At 73.5% G+C, this 17,967-nt stretch carries 16 protein-coding genes; 10 read left to right on the forward strand and 6 right to left on the reverse strand.

All coding sequences use genetic code 11. The annotated features are described in order from the left end of the window. Together IG69_RS22305 and IG69_RS0118940 are read left to right on the forward strand one after the other, a co-directional pair. A partial coding sequence (locus IG69_RS22305) for an HNH endonuclease signature motif containing protein (protein ID WP_030529731.1) occupies nt 1-634 on the forward strand: 634 nt, incomplete at its 5' end. A 5-nt stretch (nt 635-639) separates the two neighbouring features. Beyond that, nucleotides 640-1,020 (forward strand): AAA family ATPase, encoded by a 381-nt coding sequence (locus tag IG69_RS0118940; RefSeq protein WP_051750749.1) that lies wholly within the window; start codon nt 640-642, stop codon nt 1,018-1,020. 17 nt (nt 1,021-1,037) lie between these two features. On the opposite strand, the gene mftM is transcribed toward IG69_RS0118940, so the two are convergent. From mftM to mdo, 4 genes are all read right to left on the reverse strand, one after another. Next, nucleotides 1,038-1,952 (reverse strand): mycofactocin oligosaccharide methyltransferase MftM, encoded by a 915-nt coding sequence (mftM, locus tag IG69_RS0118945; protein ID WP_030529733.1) that lies wholly within the window; start codon nt 1,950-1,952, stop codon nt 1,038-1,040. Then, nucleotides 1,949-3,475: a VWA domain-containing protein gene (locus tag IG69_RS0118950; protein ID WP_030529734.1), complete on the reverse strand. Its 1,527-nt coding sequence runs from the start codon at nt 3,473-3,475 to the stop codon at nt 1,949-1,951. Before IG69_RS0118950 ends, mftM begins: the two co-directional genes overlap by 4 nt. A 9-nt stretch (nt 3,476-3,484) precedes the next feature. Next, nucleotides 3,485-4,672 (reverse strand): AAA family ATPase, encoded by a 1,188-nt coding sequence (locus tag IG69_RS0118955; protein ID WP_030529735.1) that lies wholly within the window; start codon nt 4,670-4,672, stop codon nt 3,485-3,487. Between the two features lie 106 nt (nt 4,673-4,778). After that, nucleotides 4,779-6,071: an NDMA-dependent methanol dehydrogenase gene (gene mdo / locus IG69_RS0118960; RefSeq protein WP_030529736.1), complete on the reverse strand. Its 1,293-nt coding sequence runs from the start codon at nt 6,069-6,071 to the stop codon at nt 4,779-4,781. A 237-nt stretch (nt 6,072-6,308) separates the two neighbouring features. Here mdo and mftA point away from each other — a divergent pair, with 237 nt between their 5' ends. The 8 genes from mftA to IG69_RS0119000 are packed head-to-tail and all read left to right on the forward strand — an operon-like array spanning nt 6,309 to nt 12,700. Continuing rightward, nucleotides 6,309-6,419, forward strand: coding sequence for a mycofactocin precursor MftA (gene mftA / locus IG69_RS0118965; RefSeq protein WP_030529737.1), 111 nt, complete (start codon nt 6,309-6,311; stop codon nt 6,417-6,419). A 10-nt stretch (nt 6,420-6,429) separates the two neighbouring features. Next, entirely contained in the window at nt 6,430-6,693 is a 264-nt protein-coding gene (gene mftB / locus IG69_RS0118970) for a mycofactocin biosynthesis chaperone MftB (protein WP_030529738.1), read from the forward strand. Then, complete coding sequence (gene mftC, locus IG69_RS0118975; protein ID WP_030529739.1) at nt 6,690-7,925, forward strand: mycofactocin radical SAM maturase; 1,236 nt, start codon at nt 6,690-6,692, stop codon at nt 7,923-7,925. Before mftB ends, mftC begins: the two co-directional genes overlap by 4 nt. Nucleotides 7,926-7,930: 5 nt before the next feature. Next, a complete protein-coding gene (gene mftE / locus IG69_RS0118980; protein WP_036830650.1) occupies nt 7,931-8,665 on the forward strand; it encodes a mycofactocin biosynthesis peptidyl-dipeptidase MftE in 735 nt (244 codons plus the stop codon). After that, nucleotides 8,662-9,432, forward strand: a complete 771-nt coding sequence (locus IG69_RS0118985; protein WP_030529741.1) for a mycofactocin-coupled SDR family oxidoreductase — start codon at nt 8,662-8,664, stop codon at nt 9,430-9,432. Before mftE ends, IG69_RS0118985 begins: the two co-directional genes overlap by 4 nt. After that, nucleotides 9,425-10,849: a mycofactocin biosynthesis glycosyltransferase MftF gene (gene mftF / locus IG69_RS0118990; protein WP_051750750.1), complete on the forward strand. Its 1,425-nt coding sequence runs from the start codon at nt 9,425-9,427 to the stop codon at nt 10,847-10,849. Before IG69_RS0118985 ends, mftF begins: the two co-directional genes overlap by 8 nt. Beyond that, nucleotides 10,846-12,036: a pre-mycofactocin synthase MftD gene (mftD, locus tag IG69_RS0118995; protein ID WP_030529743.1), complete on the forward strand. Its 1,191-nt coding sequence runs from the start codon at nt 10,846-10,848 to the stop codon at nt 12,034-12,036. Before mftF ends, mftD begins: the two co-directional genes overlap by 4 nt. Nucleotides 12,037-12,040: 4 nt before the next feature. Next, nucleotides 12,041-12,700, forward strand: coding sequence for a hypothetical protein (locus tag IG69_RS0119000; RefSeq protein WP_030529744.1), 660 nt, complete (start codon nt 12,041-12,043; stop codon nt 12,698-12,700). A gap of 105 nt (nt 12,701-12,805) precedes the next feature. Here the strand turns inward: IG69_RS0119000 and IG69_RS0119005 are convergent, their stop codons facing one another. Continuing rightward, nucleotides 12,806-15,958 (reverse strand): pullulanase X25 domain-containing protein, encoded by a 3,153-nt coding sequence (locus tag IG69_RS0119005; protein ID WP_030529745.1) that lies wholly within the window; start codon nt 15,956-15,958, stop codon nt 12,806-12,808. A 140-nt stretch (nt 15,959-16,098) separates the two neighbouring features. Beyond that, nucleotides 16,099-17,793, reverse strand: coding sequence for an ABC-F family ATP-binding cassette domain-containing protein (locus IG69_RS0119010; RefSeq protein ID WP_030529746.1), 1,695 nt, complete (start codon nt 17,791-17,793; stop codon nt 16,099-16,101). Nucleotides 17,794-17,967 lie beyond the last annotated feature (174 nt).

The raw sequence follows: 17,967 nt of genomic DNA on the forward strand, positions 1-17,967 counted from the left end.
CGTGTGTGCCACCGCCACCACCCTGCACACCGGCACCCACGACACCGACCGCGGCCCCGACACCACCCTCCACCTCACCATCCCCCTGACCGACCTCACCACCACCGACGACACCAGCACCAACAGCGCGACCACCACCCTCACCGCCCTGGCCGGCACAGCCCGGGGCGCCGGGACCGTGCTGGCCACCACCGCCGACGGCACCCTCCTGCCCCCCGAGACCGTCCGCCGCCTCGGCTGCGACGCCGGCCTCCTGATCCACCTGCTGGGCGCTCGCGGCGAACCCCTCACCCTCACCCGCGTCCTGCGCCTCTACACCCGCGGCCAACGCCGCCACCTGCTCCTGCGCGACCGCGGCTGCACCTACCCCGGCTGCACCGCCCCCGCCGCCTGGACCCGCGCCCACCACGTCCTGCACTGGGCCGACGGCGGACCCACCGACACCACCAACGCCGCCCTCCTCTGCCCCCGCCACCACACCCACGTCCACCACCGACGCCTCTGGGCCATCGTCCGAGCACACCCCGACCAGCACGGCAGCCACGTCGCCTGGGACCTCACCCCCGGCTCCTACGACCGACACCTCGCCACCCTCCGCCACCCACCCGACGACCTGACCGGCACGGCAGCCTGAACCCGGTGCTGCGCAGCGGCGCCGGGGTGGTGCTCGACTTCGGCTGCTGGTCGCCCGAGGAGCGCTACGCCATCCGCGCGATCGCCGAGTCGGCCGGTGGGCGTTTTGCCCTCGAGGTCGTCCGGGCGAGCGAGGAGGAACGGCGGCGACGGGCGCGGCAGCGCTGGCTCGACCACCCCGAGACGACGTTCGAGATGACCGAGGCCGACCACGACCGCTTCCCCGCGGCGGTCCGGCTCCCCGACGACGAGCTCGCCGGCGGCCCGCTGCCCGCCCCGCCTGACGGGCACGCGACCTGGCACGGCTGGGCGAGCGAGCGCTGGCCGACTCTGCCCGACCTGTCACCGAGCGACACGGCGGCGACCGGCCCGGACGCCTCCCCCTGACGGAGAGCCCGTACACCTCACCCGCGGTCGAGGACGAGCCATCCTCCGTGGTGCTCGGTGACCTCGGCGCGCCACCCCTCGGCGGCCGCACCCCACTCCCGCAGCACCCGCAACGTGACGGCCCACAGGTGCCCGTACTGCTCGCTCGGCGAGTCCTCGAGCGGGACCCCGACCACCACCCGCGACCGGGCCAGCCGGCACGCCTCGCGCAGCACCTGGGCCGCGTGGTCCGGCTCGAGGTGCTCGAGCAGGTGCACGGCGAGGACCGTGTCGGCGCTGTCGTCGGGCAGTGGGACGTGGGCCGCGTCGCAGGTCAGCGTCGCGACGTCGACCCCGAAGCGGGGCGCCATCGCAGCGAGCAGCCGCATCGTGCCGCCGGAGACGTCGGAGGCGGTCACCACCCGCCCGTCGGCCGCCACGCGCAGCGCGAGGAAGCCGAAGCAGCTTCCCAACTCGAGCACGGACCGCCCGCTCACCAGGGACTCGGCCCGCGCGTAGACCGGGGCGTAGTCACGGATGCAGCCGTGCCCGGCCGGCGCGGCGTTCGAGTTCGGTCGAGGCTCGGCCCGGGCCGCCGCCCCGACGGCCGCGAGGGTGTTGGCGTAGAACGCCTCCCACGCCACCTCGGGCTCGTCGGCGCACGTCAGCACGACACCGGTGAACACCCGCTCGAAGAGCTCGGACCCGCGCAGCCACCCCGGCTCGAAGAGCTCGTCCGACAGCAACCCGGCGAGGTCGTCGTCGACCTCGCCCAGGCCGAGCCCGTGCTCGACCACGAGGTCCGTCCCGTCGTGGACGAGGTCGAAGTGCGGGGTGCGCACCGCGCCCAGCCGCATCCGGCTGTCCGGACGACGCCGGCGCACCGTCACCACCCCGTCGCGGTAGCAGGACCCGACCACCGGGGCGAGGGCGTCGATGGGTGCGAGGGTCACACCAGCACCTCCGCCATCCGGTGCGAGAACGACTCCAGCGCACCAAGGTTGCGCACCACCTCGATGTGGTCGCACGACGGCTCGTACAGCGGCAGGTCGCACCGGCCGAGCGCCCACGAGTAGCGCGGCTCGGGGGTCAGCCACACCACGTGCCGCGCCCGACGGGCGATCTCCTCGAACGCGCCGACCGCGGGGTCCTTGCCGTTGCCGCGCCCGTCGCCGATGACGACGACGGTCGTGCGCCGGGTGATGGCCGAGCCGTACTCGTCGAGGAACTGGCGCAGCACGCTGCCGTAGTCGCTGTCGGCGTCGACGTCGACGACCCCGCCGTCCGCGCGACCGGCCATGACCATCGCGAGCGCCTGCTGGACGTGGTGGTCGTCGAAGAGGTCGGTGATCTCGGCGACCTCGTCGACGAACGCGAACGAGCGGACCTTCGACGCCACCGACTGCAGCCCGTGGACGAGGTGCAGGGCGAACCCCGACGCGGCGCGCACCGACAGCGAGACGTCGCAGAGGACGAGCAGCTGCGGCCGGTCCTCCCGCTTGCTCACGAGGACCGGCCGGAACGGGACGCCGTCGTAGCGCATGTTCGAGCGCATGGTCCGCCTGCTGTCGATGACCCCGCGCCCCGCGACGTGCCGCCGGGGACGGGGCGCCCCCCGCAGCGCGCGCAGGAGCCGGCGCACGGCCTCCTCGAACGCGAGCCGGTCCGACTCCGCGAGGACCTCGGCGCGCGCCACGTCCAGCTCGCGCTCCTCGACCTCGGCCTGCGTCGCCATGAGGTGCTCGAGGTGCTGCTTGATCCGTTCCGGCAGCGACGCGAGCAGGGGTGCCAGCTGCTCGCGCAGCCGCGCGACGTCGGGATCGTCCAGCAGCGCCTCGAGCTCGTCGTCCGGCTCGCCGAGCCAGCTGAGCAGCGCCAGCTCCTCGGCGACCGTGAGCTCGACGTCGAGCTCGGCGCCGCGCGCCTGCGTCAACCGCCCGGGGGTCCCCGGGTTGTGCAGCCGGGAGGTCGAGACCTGCACGCGCGCGGCCTCGCCCTGCGGCGTCACGCCGTCCTTGGACAGCACGACCTCGTCGGTCATCGACGCCATGTCGATCTTGTTCGCCTCCTGGTGGAGGTTGTACTGCTGTGCGAGGTCCTCGGGCCGGAAGAACTCCCGGATGTCCTGCGGCGCACCGTGGCTGTGCCCCTGCTGCGGAGTGTCGGAGAGCTCGTCCGAGATGGTCAGCCCGGTCAGCTCGCCCTCGTCCGACAGGTCGTCGTGCGCGTGCCCGTGCCCCTCGGCCTCGGTGACGACGGCCCGCAGCCGGAAGAACCGGTCGAAGACGGCGTCGAACACCTCGAGGTCGCGCCGGTCCTTGACGAGGGTCACGCGCAGCGCCGAGCGCAGCACCTCGCGGTCGGCCATGATGCCCGGCTGCGCCGCCGCCTCGAGCGCGTCGACCGCCTCCGCGACGCTCACCCGCATCCCGTGCAGGCGCAGGAAGCGGATGAACCGGTGCAGCGAGCTCTCCACGACGCCCCGCTAGACCGGTCGCCGCCGGGCGCCGCCGGTGCGGAACGAGCGCTGGCCCTGGCTGCTCGAGACCTTGCGCGGCTCGGCGGGAGCGGCGCTCGGCGAGCCGTAGTACGCCTCGTCGTGCCGGCCGGGCTGGTCCTTGCCGGCCCGCACCTCGCGGCCGTCGGGTCCGTCGGCGCCCCCGGGGTCGTCGTGCGCGTGCCCGTGGCCATGACCGTGCCCGTGGCCGTGACCGCGATCGGCCGGCACGGTCTGGTTCGGGTCGACGAGCCGCGGCAGCTCGCGGGTCGCGAGCCCGAGGTCGCGCTCGTACTTCGTCACGACGTTGAGCGTCTCGGCGAGCACCGGCGCCGACAGCTCGGTCACCCCGAGGACGGCGAGGGTGCGGGCCCAGTCGATCGTCTCCGAGATGCTCGGTGCCTTGCGCAGCTCCAGCTCGCGCAGGCCGCGCACGACCCCGACGAGCTGCTCGGCGAGCGCGTCCGCGAGGCCGGTGTCCTTGGAGCGGATGATCTCGAGCTCGCGCTCCGCGCTGGGGTAGTCGAGGAACAGGTGGAGGCAGCGCCGCTTGAGGGCCGCCGAGAGGTCACGGGTGTTGTTCGAGGTGAGGACGACGATGGGCGTCTGCTCCGCGACGAACGTGCCGACCTCGGGCACCGAGACCTGGAACTCGGCGAGCAGCTCGAGGAAGACCGCCTCGAGCGCCTCGTCGGCCCGGTCCACCTCGTCGATGAGGAGGACGACCGGGTCCGGCGACGTGATCGCCTCGAGCAGCGGGCGCGCCACGAGGAAGCGCTCGGAGAAGAACACGCTGTCCTGGGCAGCGATCCGGTCCACCGCCGCGGAGATGTCGGGGGCGTCCTCGACGACCTGCCCGATCTTGTCGCGGAGCATCTGCGTGTAGAGCAGCTGCTTGCCGTAGTCCCACTCGTAGAGGGCCTTGGTCTCGTCCTGCCCCTCGTAGCACTGCAAGCGCAGCAGCCGCCGTCCGGTCGCGGCGGCCACGCTCTGCGCCAGCTGGGTCTTGCCGACCCCCGCCGGCCCCTCGAGCAGGAGCGGCTTGCCGAGCGCCGACTGGAGGAAGGCGGTCGTCGCCAGCCGGTCGTCGGTGAGGTAGCCGACGTCGCGCAGCCGCTCGCGCGCGTCCTCGACGCTCGCGAAGGTCGTCGGGGTGGGGGCGGGGTCGGTGCTCACGGGTGGTGTCCTCCAACGTCGTCGGTGGTGGGCCGTGCCGGGTCGTGCCGTGGGGCCGGCGCCACCCGTCCGCAGCGAGCGCGGTCGGGTGGCGCCGGGGCGTGGGTCACGAGATGAGGTCGTCCAGGTCGCCGTTCATGCAGTGGTCGACGACCGGGCGCACCGTCTCGAAGGTGCACTCCTTGGCGTTGCCCGGGGTGCAGGCGTCACCGAGGACGTGGTTGGTGATGCGGTCGACGTCCGCGTCGTCACCGGTGATGACCTTCGCGTTCTCGTAGAACTTCGTCGGACCCTGTCCGAGACGGTTCTTCGAGTAGCTGTCGGCCGTGACGTCGGTGAACTTCTCGGTGATGCCCACGTCGCGCAGGAGGCGGATGGCCGCCTCGAGCGCGGCGTCCGCGGCCTGCACGTCGGTCATCCCGTAGGTGTCGACGCCCATCGCCTCGGCCATGTCAGCGAACCGCTTGTACTGGGTCGGCATGTTGAAGGCCCAGACCCGCGGCAGCGCGATCGCGTTGTTCAGCCCGTGGTGGGTGTCGTAGAACGCCGACACCGCGTGGCTGATCGAGTGGATGATGCCGAGCCCGCCGGAGTTGAACGCCTGCGCGGCGATGTACTGCGCGTACATCATCCCCTGGCGGCCGGCGAGGTCCTGCCCGTTCCAGACGGCCTGGCGCAGGTTCTCGGCGGTCAGCTTGATGGCCCGCAGCGCGTTGCCGAGCGAGGGCTCGAAGTTGAGCCGCGAGACGTAGGGCTCGCTCGCGTGGGCGAGGACGTCGAACCCGCATTGCGCCGTGTAGTCGACCGGGCAGTCGTAGTAGAGCACCGGGTCGTCGATGGCCAGCGTCGTCACCGACGCGTCGTCGAAGGCGACGTACTTGTGGGGGTTGTCCGGGTCGGTCGTCGTGTCGGTGATGACGTACGCCCACGACGTCTCCGAGCCGGTGCCGGCCGTCGTCGACACCGCGATGTGCGGCGGGTTCTTCGGGTTCTCGGACTTGTTGAAGCCCTCGAACTCGTTGACGTTGCGGCCGTCGTGGGCGACCGCGATGCGCGCCCCCTTGCAGGCGTCGTGCGAGCTGCCGCCACCGATGGACACGAACGAGTCGCACTCGTTGTCCTGGTAGAGCGAGACCGCGTCCATGACGTTGTAGTCCTTGGGGTTGGACTCGACCTTGTCGTACACGACGACCTCGAGGCCGTGGTACTTCATCGACTCCACGATCTTGTGGACGACGTTCGTGCCGCGCAGGCCCGACGTCATCACGAGGGTCTTGCGGAAACCCAGCTTGAGGGCCTCCGGACCGATCATCTCGTGCGCCCCGGGACCCATGAGGGCCCGCGGGAAGGGGTGGAACTCCTTGATGGGGAACGGTTTGAGCAGCTCGTCGACCTGCATCGGACATCCTCCTCGTTGAGGCACTGGGGGTCAGCGGCCTCGACGCTAGGAGCGCGGCGACGGCGTGCATAGACGAGGTCGCGGAAACCGCCCGCCCTGCCCGGGACCCCCCTACCCGGTCCGGCAGGAGGGCACCGACCGGGCGAGGGGTGGGCGCCCCGACGGCGCGTTCCTAGCGTGGTGGGCACGTCCCGTGCCGCGGGTCGTGACCACCGACGATGCTGGAGAGGAGTCGCCATGACCCCCGAGGAGATGGCACAGGAGACCACGGAGGACGAGCGCGACGAGCTGCTCGCCGACACCCTCGTCGAGGACGTGTCCATCGACGGCATGTGCGGCGTCTACTGAGGCCGGCGACGTGCTCGAGCAGTCCTGGGAGCTGAACGGCTCGGTGGCGATCCGCCCCGAGCCGTTCGGCGCCCTGCTCTACGACTTCACCAGCCGCCGGCTCACCTTCCTCAAGGACCCGCGGCTCGTCGCCGTCGTGGAGGGGCTGCAGGCCGCCCCCACCGTGGCCGACGCCCTCGACCGCGCCGGCGTCCCCGCCGCCGACCGCCCCGGCTTCGACGCGGCGCTGCGCCGCCTCGCCGACCAGCGGATGATCACCAGGAGGACCGGATGACCCTCGCCCCCGAGCGCCCCGCCACGACCCCCGCCCCCGGGACCCGGCTCGTCGAGCACTTCGAGCACGGCCTCGACGCCCCCATCTGCCTCACCTGGGAGCTGACCTACGCCTGCAACCTCGCCTGCGTCCACTGCCTCTCGTCGTCGGGCCGCCGCGACCCGCGCGAGCTGACGACGCAGGAGTGCTTCTCGCTCGTCGAGGAGTTCCAGCGGATGAAGGTCTTCTACGTCAACATCGGCGGCGGCGAGCCGACCGTGCGCCCCGACTTCTGGGAGATCGTCGACCACGCCGTGGCCCACGACGTCGGGGTCAAGTTCTCCACCAACGGTTTCCGCATCACCCCCGAGCGCGCCGCGCGCCTCGCGGCCACCGACTACGTCGACGTGCAGGTGTCGCTCGACGGCGCCACGCCCGAGGTCAACGACGCCGTCCGCGGCGCCGGCACCTACGACGCGGCGCTGCGCGCGCTGCGCAACCTGCGCGACGCCGGGATGACCGACACGAAGCTGTCGGTCGTCTGCACCCGCGAGAACATCCCGCAGCTCGACCGGTTCAAGGAGATCGCGGACGAGCACGGCGCCGTCCTGCGGCTGACCCGCCTGCGGCCGGCCGGCCGCGGGGCCGACGTCTGGAACGACCTGCACCCGCTCGCCGAGCAGCAGCGCGTCCTCTACGACTGGCTCGTCGCCCACGGCGACGGCGTCCTCACCGGTGACTCGTTCTTTCACCTCGCCGCCTTCGGCGACGCCCTGCCCGGGCTCAACCTCTGCGGCGCCGGGCGAGTGGTCTGCCTCGTGGACCCCGTGGGCGACGTGTACGCCTGCCCCTTCGCGATCCACGACCGCTTCCTCGCCGGCAACGTCCGCGACGCCGGGTTCGGCAGCGTGTGGCGCGACGCCCCGCTGTTCGCCGACCTCCGCTCGCCCCAGACCGGCGGGGCGTGCACCCGCTGCTCGGCGTACGACGCCTGCCGCGGCGGGTGCATGGCGGCCAAGTTCTTCACCGGCCTGCCGCTCGACGGCCCGGACCCGGAGTGCGTCAAGGGCAACGCCGAGGCCTCCCTCGCCGCGGTCGCCGACGGGGTGCGCCCCGCGCCGAGCCAGGACCACAGCCACCGGGGCCCGGTCCGCAACGCACCGGTCCCGGTGACCATCGCCCGCCGGCCCCCGGCCTCGCCGTGCGACGAGAGCCCGCTGGGTCCCGCCCGGGACGCGCTCCCCGCGGGCTGACGTCGGTGGACCTCGGGACCGCCGCCACCGGCGAGCACCTCGTCGGCGCGACCGTGCTCGTGCCGCTCGGGGCCTGCGAGCAGCACGGAGCGCATCTCGGCCTGGCCACCGACTCGGTCGTCGCGCGGGCCGTCTGCGCGCAGGTCGCGCTCCGGCTGGCGGACCGCGGAGGGAAGCGGCGCGTGGTCGTCGCCCCCACGCTGGAGTACGGGGCGAGCGGCGAGCACGAGGGCTTCGCGGGGACGGTCTCGATCGGCACCGAGGCGTTGCGCCTCGTCCTCGTCGAGCTCGTCCGGTCGGTCCGGCGGTGGTGCGGCCCCGTCGTCCTCGTCACCGGGCACGGCGGCAACGCCGAGGCCGTCGCGAGCGCGACCCGGCGGCTGCGCTGGGAGGGGCACGACGTCGCCTGGACCTCGTGCGCCGAGCCCGGCTGGGACGCCCACGCGGGACGGGCCGAGACCTCGCTGGCCCTCGCCGTCGCCCCGGGCTCGGTGCGCCCCGACCGGGCCGTCGCAGGGGCCCTCGACCCCCTGCCGGAGCTGCTCCCCCGGCTGCGCGCGGGCGGGGTCGCGGCGGTCACCCCCACCGGGGTCCTCGGCGACCCGCGCGGCGCGAGCGCCGACGAGGGCCGGGAGCACCTCGCCGCCCTCGCCGCACGGGTCACTGCGCAGGTGCTCGCGGGCGACGTCGACGAGCACGGCCGCCTCGTCCGGCCCGAGACCGCGGGGGTGCCGGGATGACGGGCCGCGTCGCGGTGGTCGCGGGGGGCGGCCGGGGCATCGGCGCGGCGGTCGCGCGCCGGCTGCGCGCCGCCGGACCGGTCACCGTCCTCGACGCCTTCGACGGAGAGACCCTCGGCTACCGGCACGCGACCTCGTCGGACCGCACGGCCCTGACCGACGACGGCATCCCCTGCCGGGAGGTCGACCTGCGCGACCTCGACGCCACGCGCGCGGCCGTCGACGCCGTCGCCGCCGAGCACGACGGCCTCGACGTCGCGGTGGCCTGTGCCTCGGTCATCGCCGGCGGGACGCCGTTGTGGGAGACCGACATCGCCGTCCGGGACGGGCTGCTCGCCGCCGACGCCGCCACCGCCTGGAACCTCGCGAGCGCAGCGGTCCCCCACCTCCTGCGCCGGCCCGCCGGGGCCCGGCCCACGGTCGTCGTCCTCACCTCCGCCGCCGGGGCCCACGGCCTCTACGGGCTGTCGGCCTACGTCGTCGCCAAGCACGCCGCCACCGGTGTCGTGCGGGCCCTCGCCGCGGACCTCGTCGGCACCGGTGTCACCGCCGTCGGCGTGGCCCCCGGGGCCACGGACTCCCCGATGCTCGCCGCCACGGCCCGCCTCTACGGGATGGACGACGTGCAGCCGCTCGCCGAGCACCAGGCGGCGCGCCGCCCGCTCGACCCCGACGAGGTCGCCGCCGTCGTCGAGCTCGCCTCCAGCGCCGGCACCGTGCTCCACGGCGCCGTGCTCGACGCCGACGGGGGGTTCGGCCGTGGCTGACCTCCCTCGGGGGTTCCGGGTGCGGCTCGCCGACGACGCGCACCGGTGCGACGACGGCCGCACGCTCTTCGGGGGCTCCTCCGGCCGGCTCGTCCACCTGCGCCCCGCCGCCCTGCGCCGCATCGACGACGCCGGCGTCCTCGCCGTCGAGGACCCGACCTCGGCGAGGGTCGCGCGGATGCTGCTGGACCGCGGTCTCGCCCACCCGTGGTGGAACGGCAGCCGCCCGGCGACGTGCGGCGACGTCACGGTCGTCGTCCCGGTGCTCGACCGCCCGGACGCCCTCGACCGGCTGCTCGGCGGCCTGCCGGGCACCACCGTCGTCGTCGTCGACGACGGCTCCACCGACCCGGCGTCGATCGTCGAGGTCTGCCGCCGGCACGCCGCCCGCTACGTCCGCCACCCGGAGCGCCGGGGCCCCGCCGCCGCCCGCAACACGGGGCTGCGCACCGCGACGAGCCCCGTCGTCGCCTTCGTCGACTCCGACGTCGTGCTCGACGTCCGGTCTCTTGCCGCCCTCCGACGCCATCTCGAGGACCCGGGGGTCGCTCTCGTGGCCCCCCGGGTCCTCGGGCTGGACGACGGCCGCGGGGTCCTCGCGCGCTACGAGGCCGCGCGCTCCTCGCTCGACCTCGGTGCGTCACCGGCGCGCGTCCACCCGCACGGGCGGGTGTCCTACGTCCCGAGCGCCGTGCTCCTCGCCCGGCGGGACGCGCTCGGCGCCGGCTTCGACGAGTCCCTGGAGGTCGCGGAGGACGTCGACCTCGTGTGGCGGGTCGCCCGCGACCACGACGTCCGCTACGACCCGTCCGTCGTCGTCCGCCACGAGCACCGCACGACCACACGGGCCTGGCTGTCGCGCAAGGCCTTCTACGGCACCGGGGCCGCGCTGCTCGCCGCCCGCCACGGGGAGGCCGTCTCTCCGGCGGTCCTCGCGCCCTGGTCGGCGGTCGCCGTCGCGGCCCTCCTCGCGCAGCAGCGGTGGAGCATCCCGGTCGCCGTCGCGGCGAGCGCCGTGGCCGAGGTGACCCTCGCCCGCCGCCTGCGGGGCAGCGACCACCCGCACCGGGCCGCCGTCGCGGTGCTCGGGGTCGCCCTGCACGCCACGCTGACCCAGACCACCGCCCTCGTCGTGCGCCACCACTGGCCGCTGACGGCGGCCCTCCTGCCGTTCTCGCGGCGCGCCCGCCGCGTGGCCCTGGCCGCGGCCGTCGTCGACGGCGTGCTCGACCACCGTCGGGTGCGCCCCGACCTCGACGTCGCGCGCTACACCGCGCTCCGCCGCGCCGAGGACCTCGCCTACGGCGCGGGCCTGTGGGCCGGCTGCCTGCGCGCACGCTCCCCCCGAGCCCTCCTCCCCGTCCTCCGGCACCGGCCGGCCCGCACCCCCATCCCCTCCGAGAGGTCACAGTCATGAGCAGCAACGGATGGTTCGAGACCGTCGCCGAGGCCCAGCGGCGCGCCGAGAAGCGCCTGCCGCGCTCGGTCTACAAGGCCCTGCTCGCCGGGTCCGAGCGCGGCCTCACCTACGAGGACAACATCGCCGCCTTCTCCGAGCTCGGCTTCGCCCCGCACATCGCGGGGGGCAGCGCCGAGCGGTCCCTCGGCACCCACGTCATGGGGATGGACCTCGCGCTGCCGGTCATCATCTCCCCCACCGGGGTCCAGGCCGTCCACCCGGAGGGCGAGGTCGCCGTCGCCCGGGCGGCCGCGGCGCGCGGCACCGCGGTCGGCCTCAGCTCCTTCGGTTCGAGCCCGATCGAGGAGGTCGTCGCCGCCAACGACCGCACGCTGTTCCAGATCTACTGGTCGGGCGGCCGCGACACGATGGCCGAGCGGCTCGAGCGGGCTCGCTCGGCCGGCGCCAAGGGTGTCATCGCGACGCTGGACTGGACCTTCTCGCACGGCCGCGACTGGGGCAGCCCCACCATCCCCGAGGCGCTCACCCCGAGGGCCATGCTGTCCTTCGCCCCCGAGGTCGTCCGCAAGCCGCGCTGGCTGCTCGACTTCGTCCGCTCCGGCGCCCTGCCCGACCTCACGACCCCGAACATGGCGCCGCGCGGGCAGAAGGGGCCGACGTTCTTCGGTGCCTACGGCGAGTGGATGACGACGCCGCCGCCCTCGTGGGAGGACATCGCGTGGCTGCGCGAGACGTGGGGCGGCCCCTTCATGGTCAAGGGCATCTGCCGGGTCGACGACGCCCGGCGCGCCGTCGACGCCGGGGCCACGGCCATCTCGGTCTCGACCCACGGCGGCAACAACCTCGACGGCATCCCGGGCGCGATCCGGATGCTCCCCGGCATCGCCGACGCGGTCGGCGACCAGGTCGAGGTCGTCTTCGACTCCGGCATCCGGCGCGGCGGCGACGTCGTCAAGGCCCTGGCCCTCGGCGCGAAGGCCGTGATGATCGGGCGCGCCTACCTGTGGGGCCTCGCCGCGAACGGGCAGGCCGGGGTCGAGAACGTCCTCGACATCCTCTCGGGCGGGGTCTCCTCCGCCCTGCTCGGGCTCGGCCGCAGCTCCGTCCAGGAGCTGAGCCGCGACGACATCCTCGTCCCGGAGGGGTTCACCCGCACGCTCGGCGCCACCGAGGTGCCACGCTGACCGGGTGAAGCAGTTCCTCCTCGGTGTCCTGACGACCCTCGTCGTCCTCGCCCTCGGTGTGCTCGCCCTCGGGCTCTCGCTCGGCTCGGGGGCCACCCCGGTCGCCCTGCCGTCCCCGCCGCCGTCGGGGGTCCGGGTGCCGCCCCCGGGCGACCTCAGCCCCGACGAGACCTGGCTCGGGGCGGTGCAGCTCGACAGCCGCGAGGTCGTCGCGGCGGAGGGCGACCTCGTCGACGTCGACGCCACCGGCACCGGTGTGCGGTTCGGCCCCGACGGGTTGCGGGCCGCGACGCTCGCGGTGCGGGCCACCGTGCCGTTCGGGACCGTCGCCGACCAGGTGGGTGACGGGACCCGGCTGTACGCCGCCGGCGGCGGGCGGGCCGGGGTCGAGCGGCAGGTCACGGTCCTCGGCCGCGACCTGCTGGTGCGCGCCACCGGCGCCGTGCGGGCCGAGGGCGGGCTGCTCGTCCTCGAGCCCGAGACCGTCGACGTCGGCGCCCCCGGCCCCGTGGACGCGGCCCTCGGAGCGGCGGCGCGCCGCCTCGTGACGATCCGGACGCCGGTGGCGGGCCTGCCCGACGGGTTGGTCCTGCGCGAGGTCGGGGTCGGCGGCGCCGGGTTCGCCGTCCGGCTGGACGGCCGCGACGTCGCGCTCGGGCGCTGACCGGGTGGCCCCGCGGGGCCGCACCCTCCACGCGCAGACGGGTCCGCCGCCTCCCGCGCGGGAGGTGGCGGACCCGTCGTCGTCGGTTCCGGCTGACGCGCCCGGTCAGGGCGCCTCGGAGGTCACCGTCGTCTCGTGCGTGCGGACGTCGTAGAGGAACGTCGTCCGGGCGCCGTCGACCGGCACGGTGAGTGACATGTTCGCGCCGCCCGGCACGCCGCCGTCACCGTAGTTGGTGCCCCACGTGAGGTCGTGCGCGATCTTGAACTCGTAGGTCCCGGCGGGGATCCCAGTGAGCGTCAGCGCGTACACGCCGTCCCCGTCCGGGTCCTGGAGCCAGGGCCGCAGGCAGTCGGCCGCCCAGTCCCCGGCGCAGCCGAGCTCGGACTGGAACGAGCCACCGGCCACGACGATCGGACCCTGCTCGTCGGACGTCGCCCAGTGCGTCGCCGGGTCGTAGTAGAACGTGACCTTCCCGTCCGTCGTCTCGACGTCGATGTTCGCCCCGTCGCGGACGCCGCCGGCGCCGTAGTTCTCGGTCCACGCCTTGTCGAGCGCGGCCTTGTACGAGTACGGACCGACGGGCAGGTCGACCGTCTTCTTCCAGATCCCGTCCGTGGTGTCGAGGCTCGCCTGCGCCTGGTCGCAGTCGGGCAGCCAGTCCGCCACACAGCCCATCTCGCTGTTGAGCGTGCCGGCGAACGCCACGGTGCCCGGCTGGGTCGCGGGACGGTCGCCGTTCTGCGGCACCGTCGCCGACGGCGGCTGCGCCGTCACGGCCCACCCGCTGTCGGCCGCCACGCGACCGGCCGCGTCCTTGACGACGGCGCGGTACTCGAGCGGGGTGCCGACGGGCATCGCGCTGACGTCGTGGAAGACGCGGAACGGCGCGTTGTCGTCGGTCCCGAGGAGCGTCCAGTCGCGGGTGCCGACGGGCCGGTACGAGAACGTCACCTGGCTGAAGGTGCCGGACTCCACGTCAGCGGCGACCTCGGTGCGCCCGCTGACGCCGGTCCCGTCGAGACCGACCGTGACCTTCGGGGCGGCGACCCGGGTGTCGACCGGGGACGCGGCCCGCCACACGGCGACGGTGAGCGGCGGGACGGTCACCGTGACCGAGCCGTCGGCACTCGAGCGCAGCGTGCTCTTCGTGCCGTACAGCGGCTGGAAGCGGCTGCGGCTGGTCCAGGTGTCGAACGTCGCCGACTTGGCGGTCGTGCCGTTGTTGGCGACGACGAGGTACTCGCGCGGCGCCTTGTCGCCGTGCCGCCTGTCGTCGTGCCGCTTGTCGTCGCGCTTCCCGTGGTCGTCCCGCCCGTCGCCCGACCCGACGCGCGAGACCGCGAAGAGGCCGGCGCCCTCGTCGGCGTAGCGCTGCACCTGCGCGCCGTCGGCGAGGACCGGGTGCTTGGCCCGCAGGCGGGCGAGGTCGGAGAGGTGGCGGTAGATGGGGTGCTTCGTGGAGTAGCGGTCGCGCGAGCCGGGCTTGCCGGCGAGGACGGCCTCGTCGTTGTAGACCTGCGTCTTGCTCGCGAACATGTCCTGGCGCGCCAGCTGGTCACCGCCGGTCCCGATGAAGCCCTGCTCGTCGCCGTAGTAGGTGACCGGGTTGCCGCGCATCGTGTACATGAGCGAGTCGGCGAACAGGACGCGCTTCAGCAGCTCCGCGTCGTCCTTCGCCGCGCCCTTGAGGAACATGGCGACGCGGCCCATGTCGTGGTTCCCGAGGAAGGTCGGCAGCTGGTAGGCGTTGCTGTCGGCGTCGGTGTAGTAGTCGTCCTTGGCGAAGAAGTCGGCGAGGACGTTCGCCGGGTTGCCCTTGGCGAAGTCGACGCCCTGCTGCTGGAAGCCGAAGTCGAGCGTCGCCTGCAGCTTGCCGGCGGTCGTGTACTCGGACATCACGGCGGGGTTGCCGTCGTAGACCTCGCCGAAGGCGAAGAAGTCCTTGTTCCGGATGCGCTGGGCCTCACCGAGGATGTCCGGGATGAACTTCTGCCAGAACTCGAGGTTCACGTGCTTGACGGTGTCGATGCGGAAGCCGTCGATGCCGAAGTCGACCCACTGCTTGTAGATGTCGCCCATCCCGTCGACGACCTCGGGTCGCTCGGTGAACAGGTCGTCCAGGCCGATGAAGTCGCCGTAGGTGGAGGACTCGCCGGCGAAGGTCGAGTCGCCGCGGTTGTGGTACATCGTCACGTCGTTGAGCCACGCCGGGGTCTTGGCCTTCTCGTCACCCGGGTGCAGGAACGGGGTGTACGGGAAGGAGACCTGCGGGTCGAGCGTCGGGAAGGCCTGGTTGACGTACTCGCGGTCGTCGAAGGCGGTCCCGTCCGCGGTCTTGTACGGGAAGGCCTTCTTCGTGCGGTAGGTGTACTGGCCCTCGCGGTAGTCGATGACGTCGGCGGTGTGGTTGGTGATGATGTCGAAGAAGACCTTCATCCCCTTCTTGTGCGCCGCGTCGATGAGCTTCTTCATCTCGGCGTTGGTGCCGAGGTGCGGGTCGATCTTCGTGAAGTCGGTGATCCAGTAGCCGTGGTAGCCGGCGCTCTCCTCGCCGGGCTTGCCCTGGACCGGCTTGTTCGTGAAGCTCGGCGTCAGCCAGATCGCCGTCGTGCCCATGCCCTTGATGTAGTCGAGCTTCTGGGTCAGGCCCTTGAGGTCGCCACCGTGGTAGAAGCCCTTGTTCGTCGGGTCGAAACCGGTGGTCAGCGGGCCACCGGTCAGGCCACCGCGGTCGTTGCGGGTCGAGCCGTTGGCGAAACGGTCTGCCATGACGAAGTAGAACCGCTCGCGCGTCAGGCTCGAGCGCAGCGAGTCGCCGGCCCGGCGCCGGTCCTCACGGGTCGCGGTGCCCGCGAGGTCGACGGGGGTCATCGAGATCGCGTGGGTGGCGTCGTCGTAGGTGAAGCGGAGGCGGGCGTCGCCCTCGAGGACGAGCGGCACGTTGGGCCCGTTGCTCACCCCGCCGGCGCCGTAGTTCTCGTCCCAGCCGTCGTCGACGGCGACCTTCCACTGGTAGGTGCCGGCCGGCACGCGGAAGGTGGCGCTCCAGAGGTCGGTGCTCCCCTCCCGGGTCAGCTCGGTGGCGTCGCAGGCGGGCGCCCAGTCCTCCGCGCAGCCGAGCTCGCTCTGAAGGTCGCCGACGAGGGCGACGGAGCGGTCGGCGGCGGAGGCCGGGACGGCGGCCAGCAGGCCCGGTGTCCCCAGGACCAGGGCCGTCGCGACGACGGTGGACAGGCGGCGATGGGCTCGGGACATCGTTGCTCCTCGGGTGGCGGACGGTGGTCCCGTCCGGCGCGGGCTCTCCGACCAGTGAACCTAGATGCGTAAACGCTTTACATGAAGGGGGCGGGACCGTCCTGACCAAGTCTTTACCCTTCGCCCCGAGGGCTCCCGACTCAGCGCTGCCGCTGTACCCGGCCCTCGTCCCAGACCGGCTCGTCGGCCTCGACGACGCGACCGTCCTGGCGGAAGACGAGGAACCGGTCGAGGCCGCGGGCGAACCAGCGGTCGTGCGTCACGACGACGACGGTGCCCTCGAAGGCCGCCAGGGCGTCCTCGAGCGCCTCGGCGGAGTGCAGGTCGAGGTTGTCCGTCGGCTCGTCGAGCAGGAGCAACGTCGCGCCGGACAGCTCGAGGAGGAGGATCTGCAGGCGCGCCTGCTGGCCGCCCGAGAGAGCGTCGAACGTCTGCTCGGCCGCGGCGGCGAGCCCGTAGCGGTCGAGCGCGCGGGCGGCGAGGTCCCGGGGCATCCCCGCCCGGTGCTCGTCACCGCGGTGGAGGATCTCCAGCAGCGTGCGCCCGTGGAGCGTCACGTGGTCGTGGGTCTGTGCGAACCAGCCGGGTCGCACCCGGCTGCCCAGGACGACGCGGCCGGCGTGCTCGACGGGCGCCGGCCGGATGTCCCCGACGGGCTCGTGCTCGCGCTCGGGGTCGGTGCCGCCCGCCGCCAGCAGGCGCAGGAAGTGCGACTTGCCGGAGCCGTTGCTCCCGAGCACACCCACCCGCTCCCCGAACCAGAGCTCGGTGTCGAAGGGCTCGACGAGCCGCTCACCGCCGACCCGCAGCTCGAGCCCCGTCGCGACGACGGCCCGCTTCGCGGTGCGGCCACCGGCCAGGCGCATCGACACCTTCTGGCGCAGGGGGACGGCCTCGGGCGGACCGGCCTCCTCGAACCGGCGCAGACGGGTCTCGGCGGCCTGGAGGCGCGCGGCCATGTCGGAGTTGTAGGCGGCCTTCTGCCGGTACATGACGACCAGGGCCTTGAGCTTCGCGTGCTCCTCGTCCCACCGACGCCGCAGCTCGTCGAGCCGCGCGTTGCGCTCCTCGCGGGCGACGTCGTAGGTCCCGAACCGCCCGGGATGCACCCAGGCGGTGTTGCCGCCGCGGCCCGGTTCGAGGGTGACGATGCGGGTCGCGACCCGGTCGAGCAGCTCGCGGTCGTGGCTGACGAACAGGACGGTCTTCGGGGAGGCGACGAGCTGCTCCTCCAGCCAGCGCTTGGCCGGCACGTCGAGGTAGTTGTCCGGCTCGTCGAGGACGAGGACCTCCTCCGGGCCGCGGAGCAGGGCCTCGAGGACGAGTCGCTTCTGCTCGCCGCCGGAGAGGGTCGAGACCGGCCGCCACTGGGCCCGCTCGTAGGGGACCCCGAGCGCCGAGACGGTGCAGACGTCCCAGAGCGTCTCCCACTCGTAGCCGCCGACGTCGCCCCAGTCGACGAGCGCCTGGGCGTAGTCGAGCTGGTCCTGCTCACTCTCGCGCTCCATCATCGCGAGCTCCGTGCGCTCCACCTCGGCGGCCGCCGCGCGGATGGCGTCCGGCGCGACCGAGACGAGGAGGTCCTTGACGCTCGAGCCGTCGCGGACCTTGCCGATGAACTGCCGCATCACCCCGAGGCCCCCGCTGCGGGTGACGACACCGTCCTGCGCGACGAGGTCACCGGCGAGGATGCGCAGCAGCGTCGTCTTGCCGGTGCCGTTGGGCCCGACGAGCGCGACCTTGGCGCCCTCCCCCACCCGCAGGCTGACCTCCCGCAGGAGGGGTCGTCCGTCCGGGAGCGCGTAGCCGACGCCGGCGATGTCGAGGTGTCCCACCCCTCCATGCTCCCAAGCGGGGCGGGAACGGGCACCCGATTTTCTGTCGTGAAACCGACAGGACTCCGGAAAACCGAGAAAGGGCCCACCAAGTGTGTTGGTGGGCCCTTTCTGGAATGGTTGTCCGGCTGCGTCCTACTCTCCCACACCGTCACCAGTGCAGTACCATCGGCG

Source organism: Phycicoccus jejuensis (assembly GCF_000720925.1).
Classification (GTDB): Bacteria; Actinomycetota; Actinomycetes; order Actinomycetales; family Dermatophilaceae; genus Phycicoccus; species Phycicoccus jejuensis.

Bases quoted from the DNA above. Each gene is read 5' to 3' on its own strand.
- IG69_RS0118985 (WP_030529741.1), top strand. From the start codon at position 8,662: ATGACGGGCCGCGTCGCGGTGGTCGCGGGGGGCGGCCGGGGCATCGGC.
- IG69_RS0119005 (WP_030529745.1), bottom strand. From the start codon at position 15,958: ATGTCCCGAGCCCATCGCCGCCTGTCCACCGTCGTCGCGACGGCCCTG.
- mdo (WP_030529736.1), bottom strand. From the start codon at position 6,071: ATGCAGGTCGACGAGCTGCTCAAACCGTTCCCCATCAAGGAGTTCCAC.
- mftA (WP_030529737.1), top strand. From the start codon at position 6,309: ATGACCCCCGAGGAGATGGCACAGGAGACCACGGAGGACGAGCGCGAC.
- mftD (WP_030529743.1), top strand. From the start codon at position 10,846: ATGAGCAGCAACGGATGGTTCGAGACCGTCGCCGAGGCCCAGCGGCGC.
- mftC (WP_030529739.1), top strand. From the start codon at position 6,690: ATGACCCTCGCCCCCGAGCGCCCCGCCACGACCCCCGCCCCCGGGACC.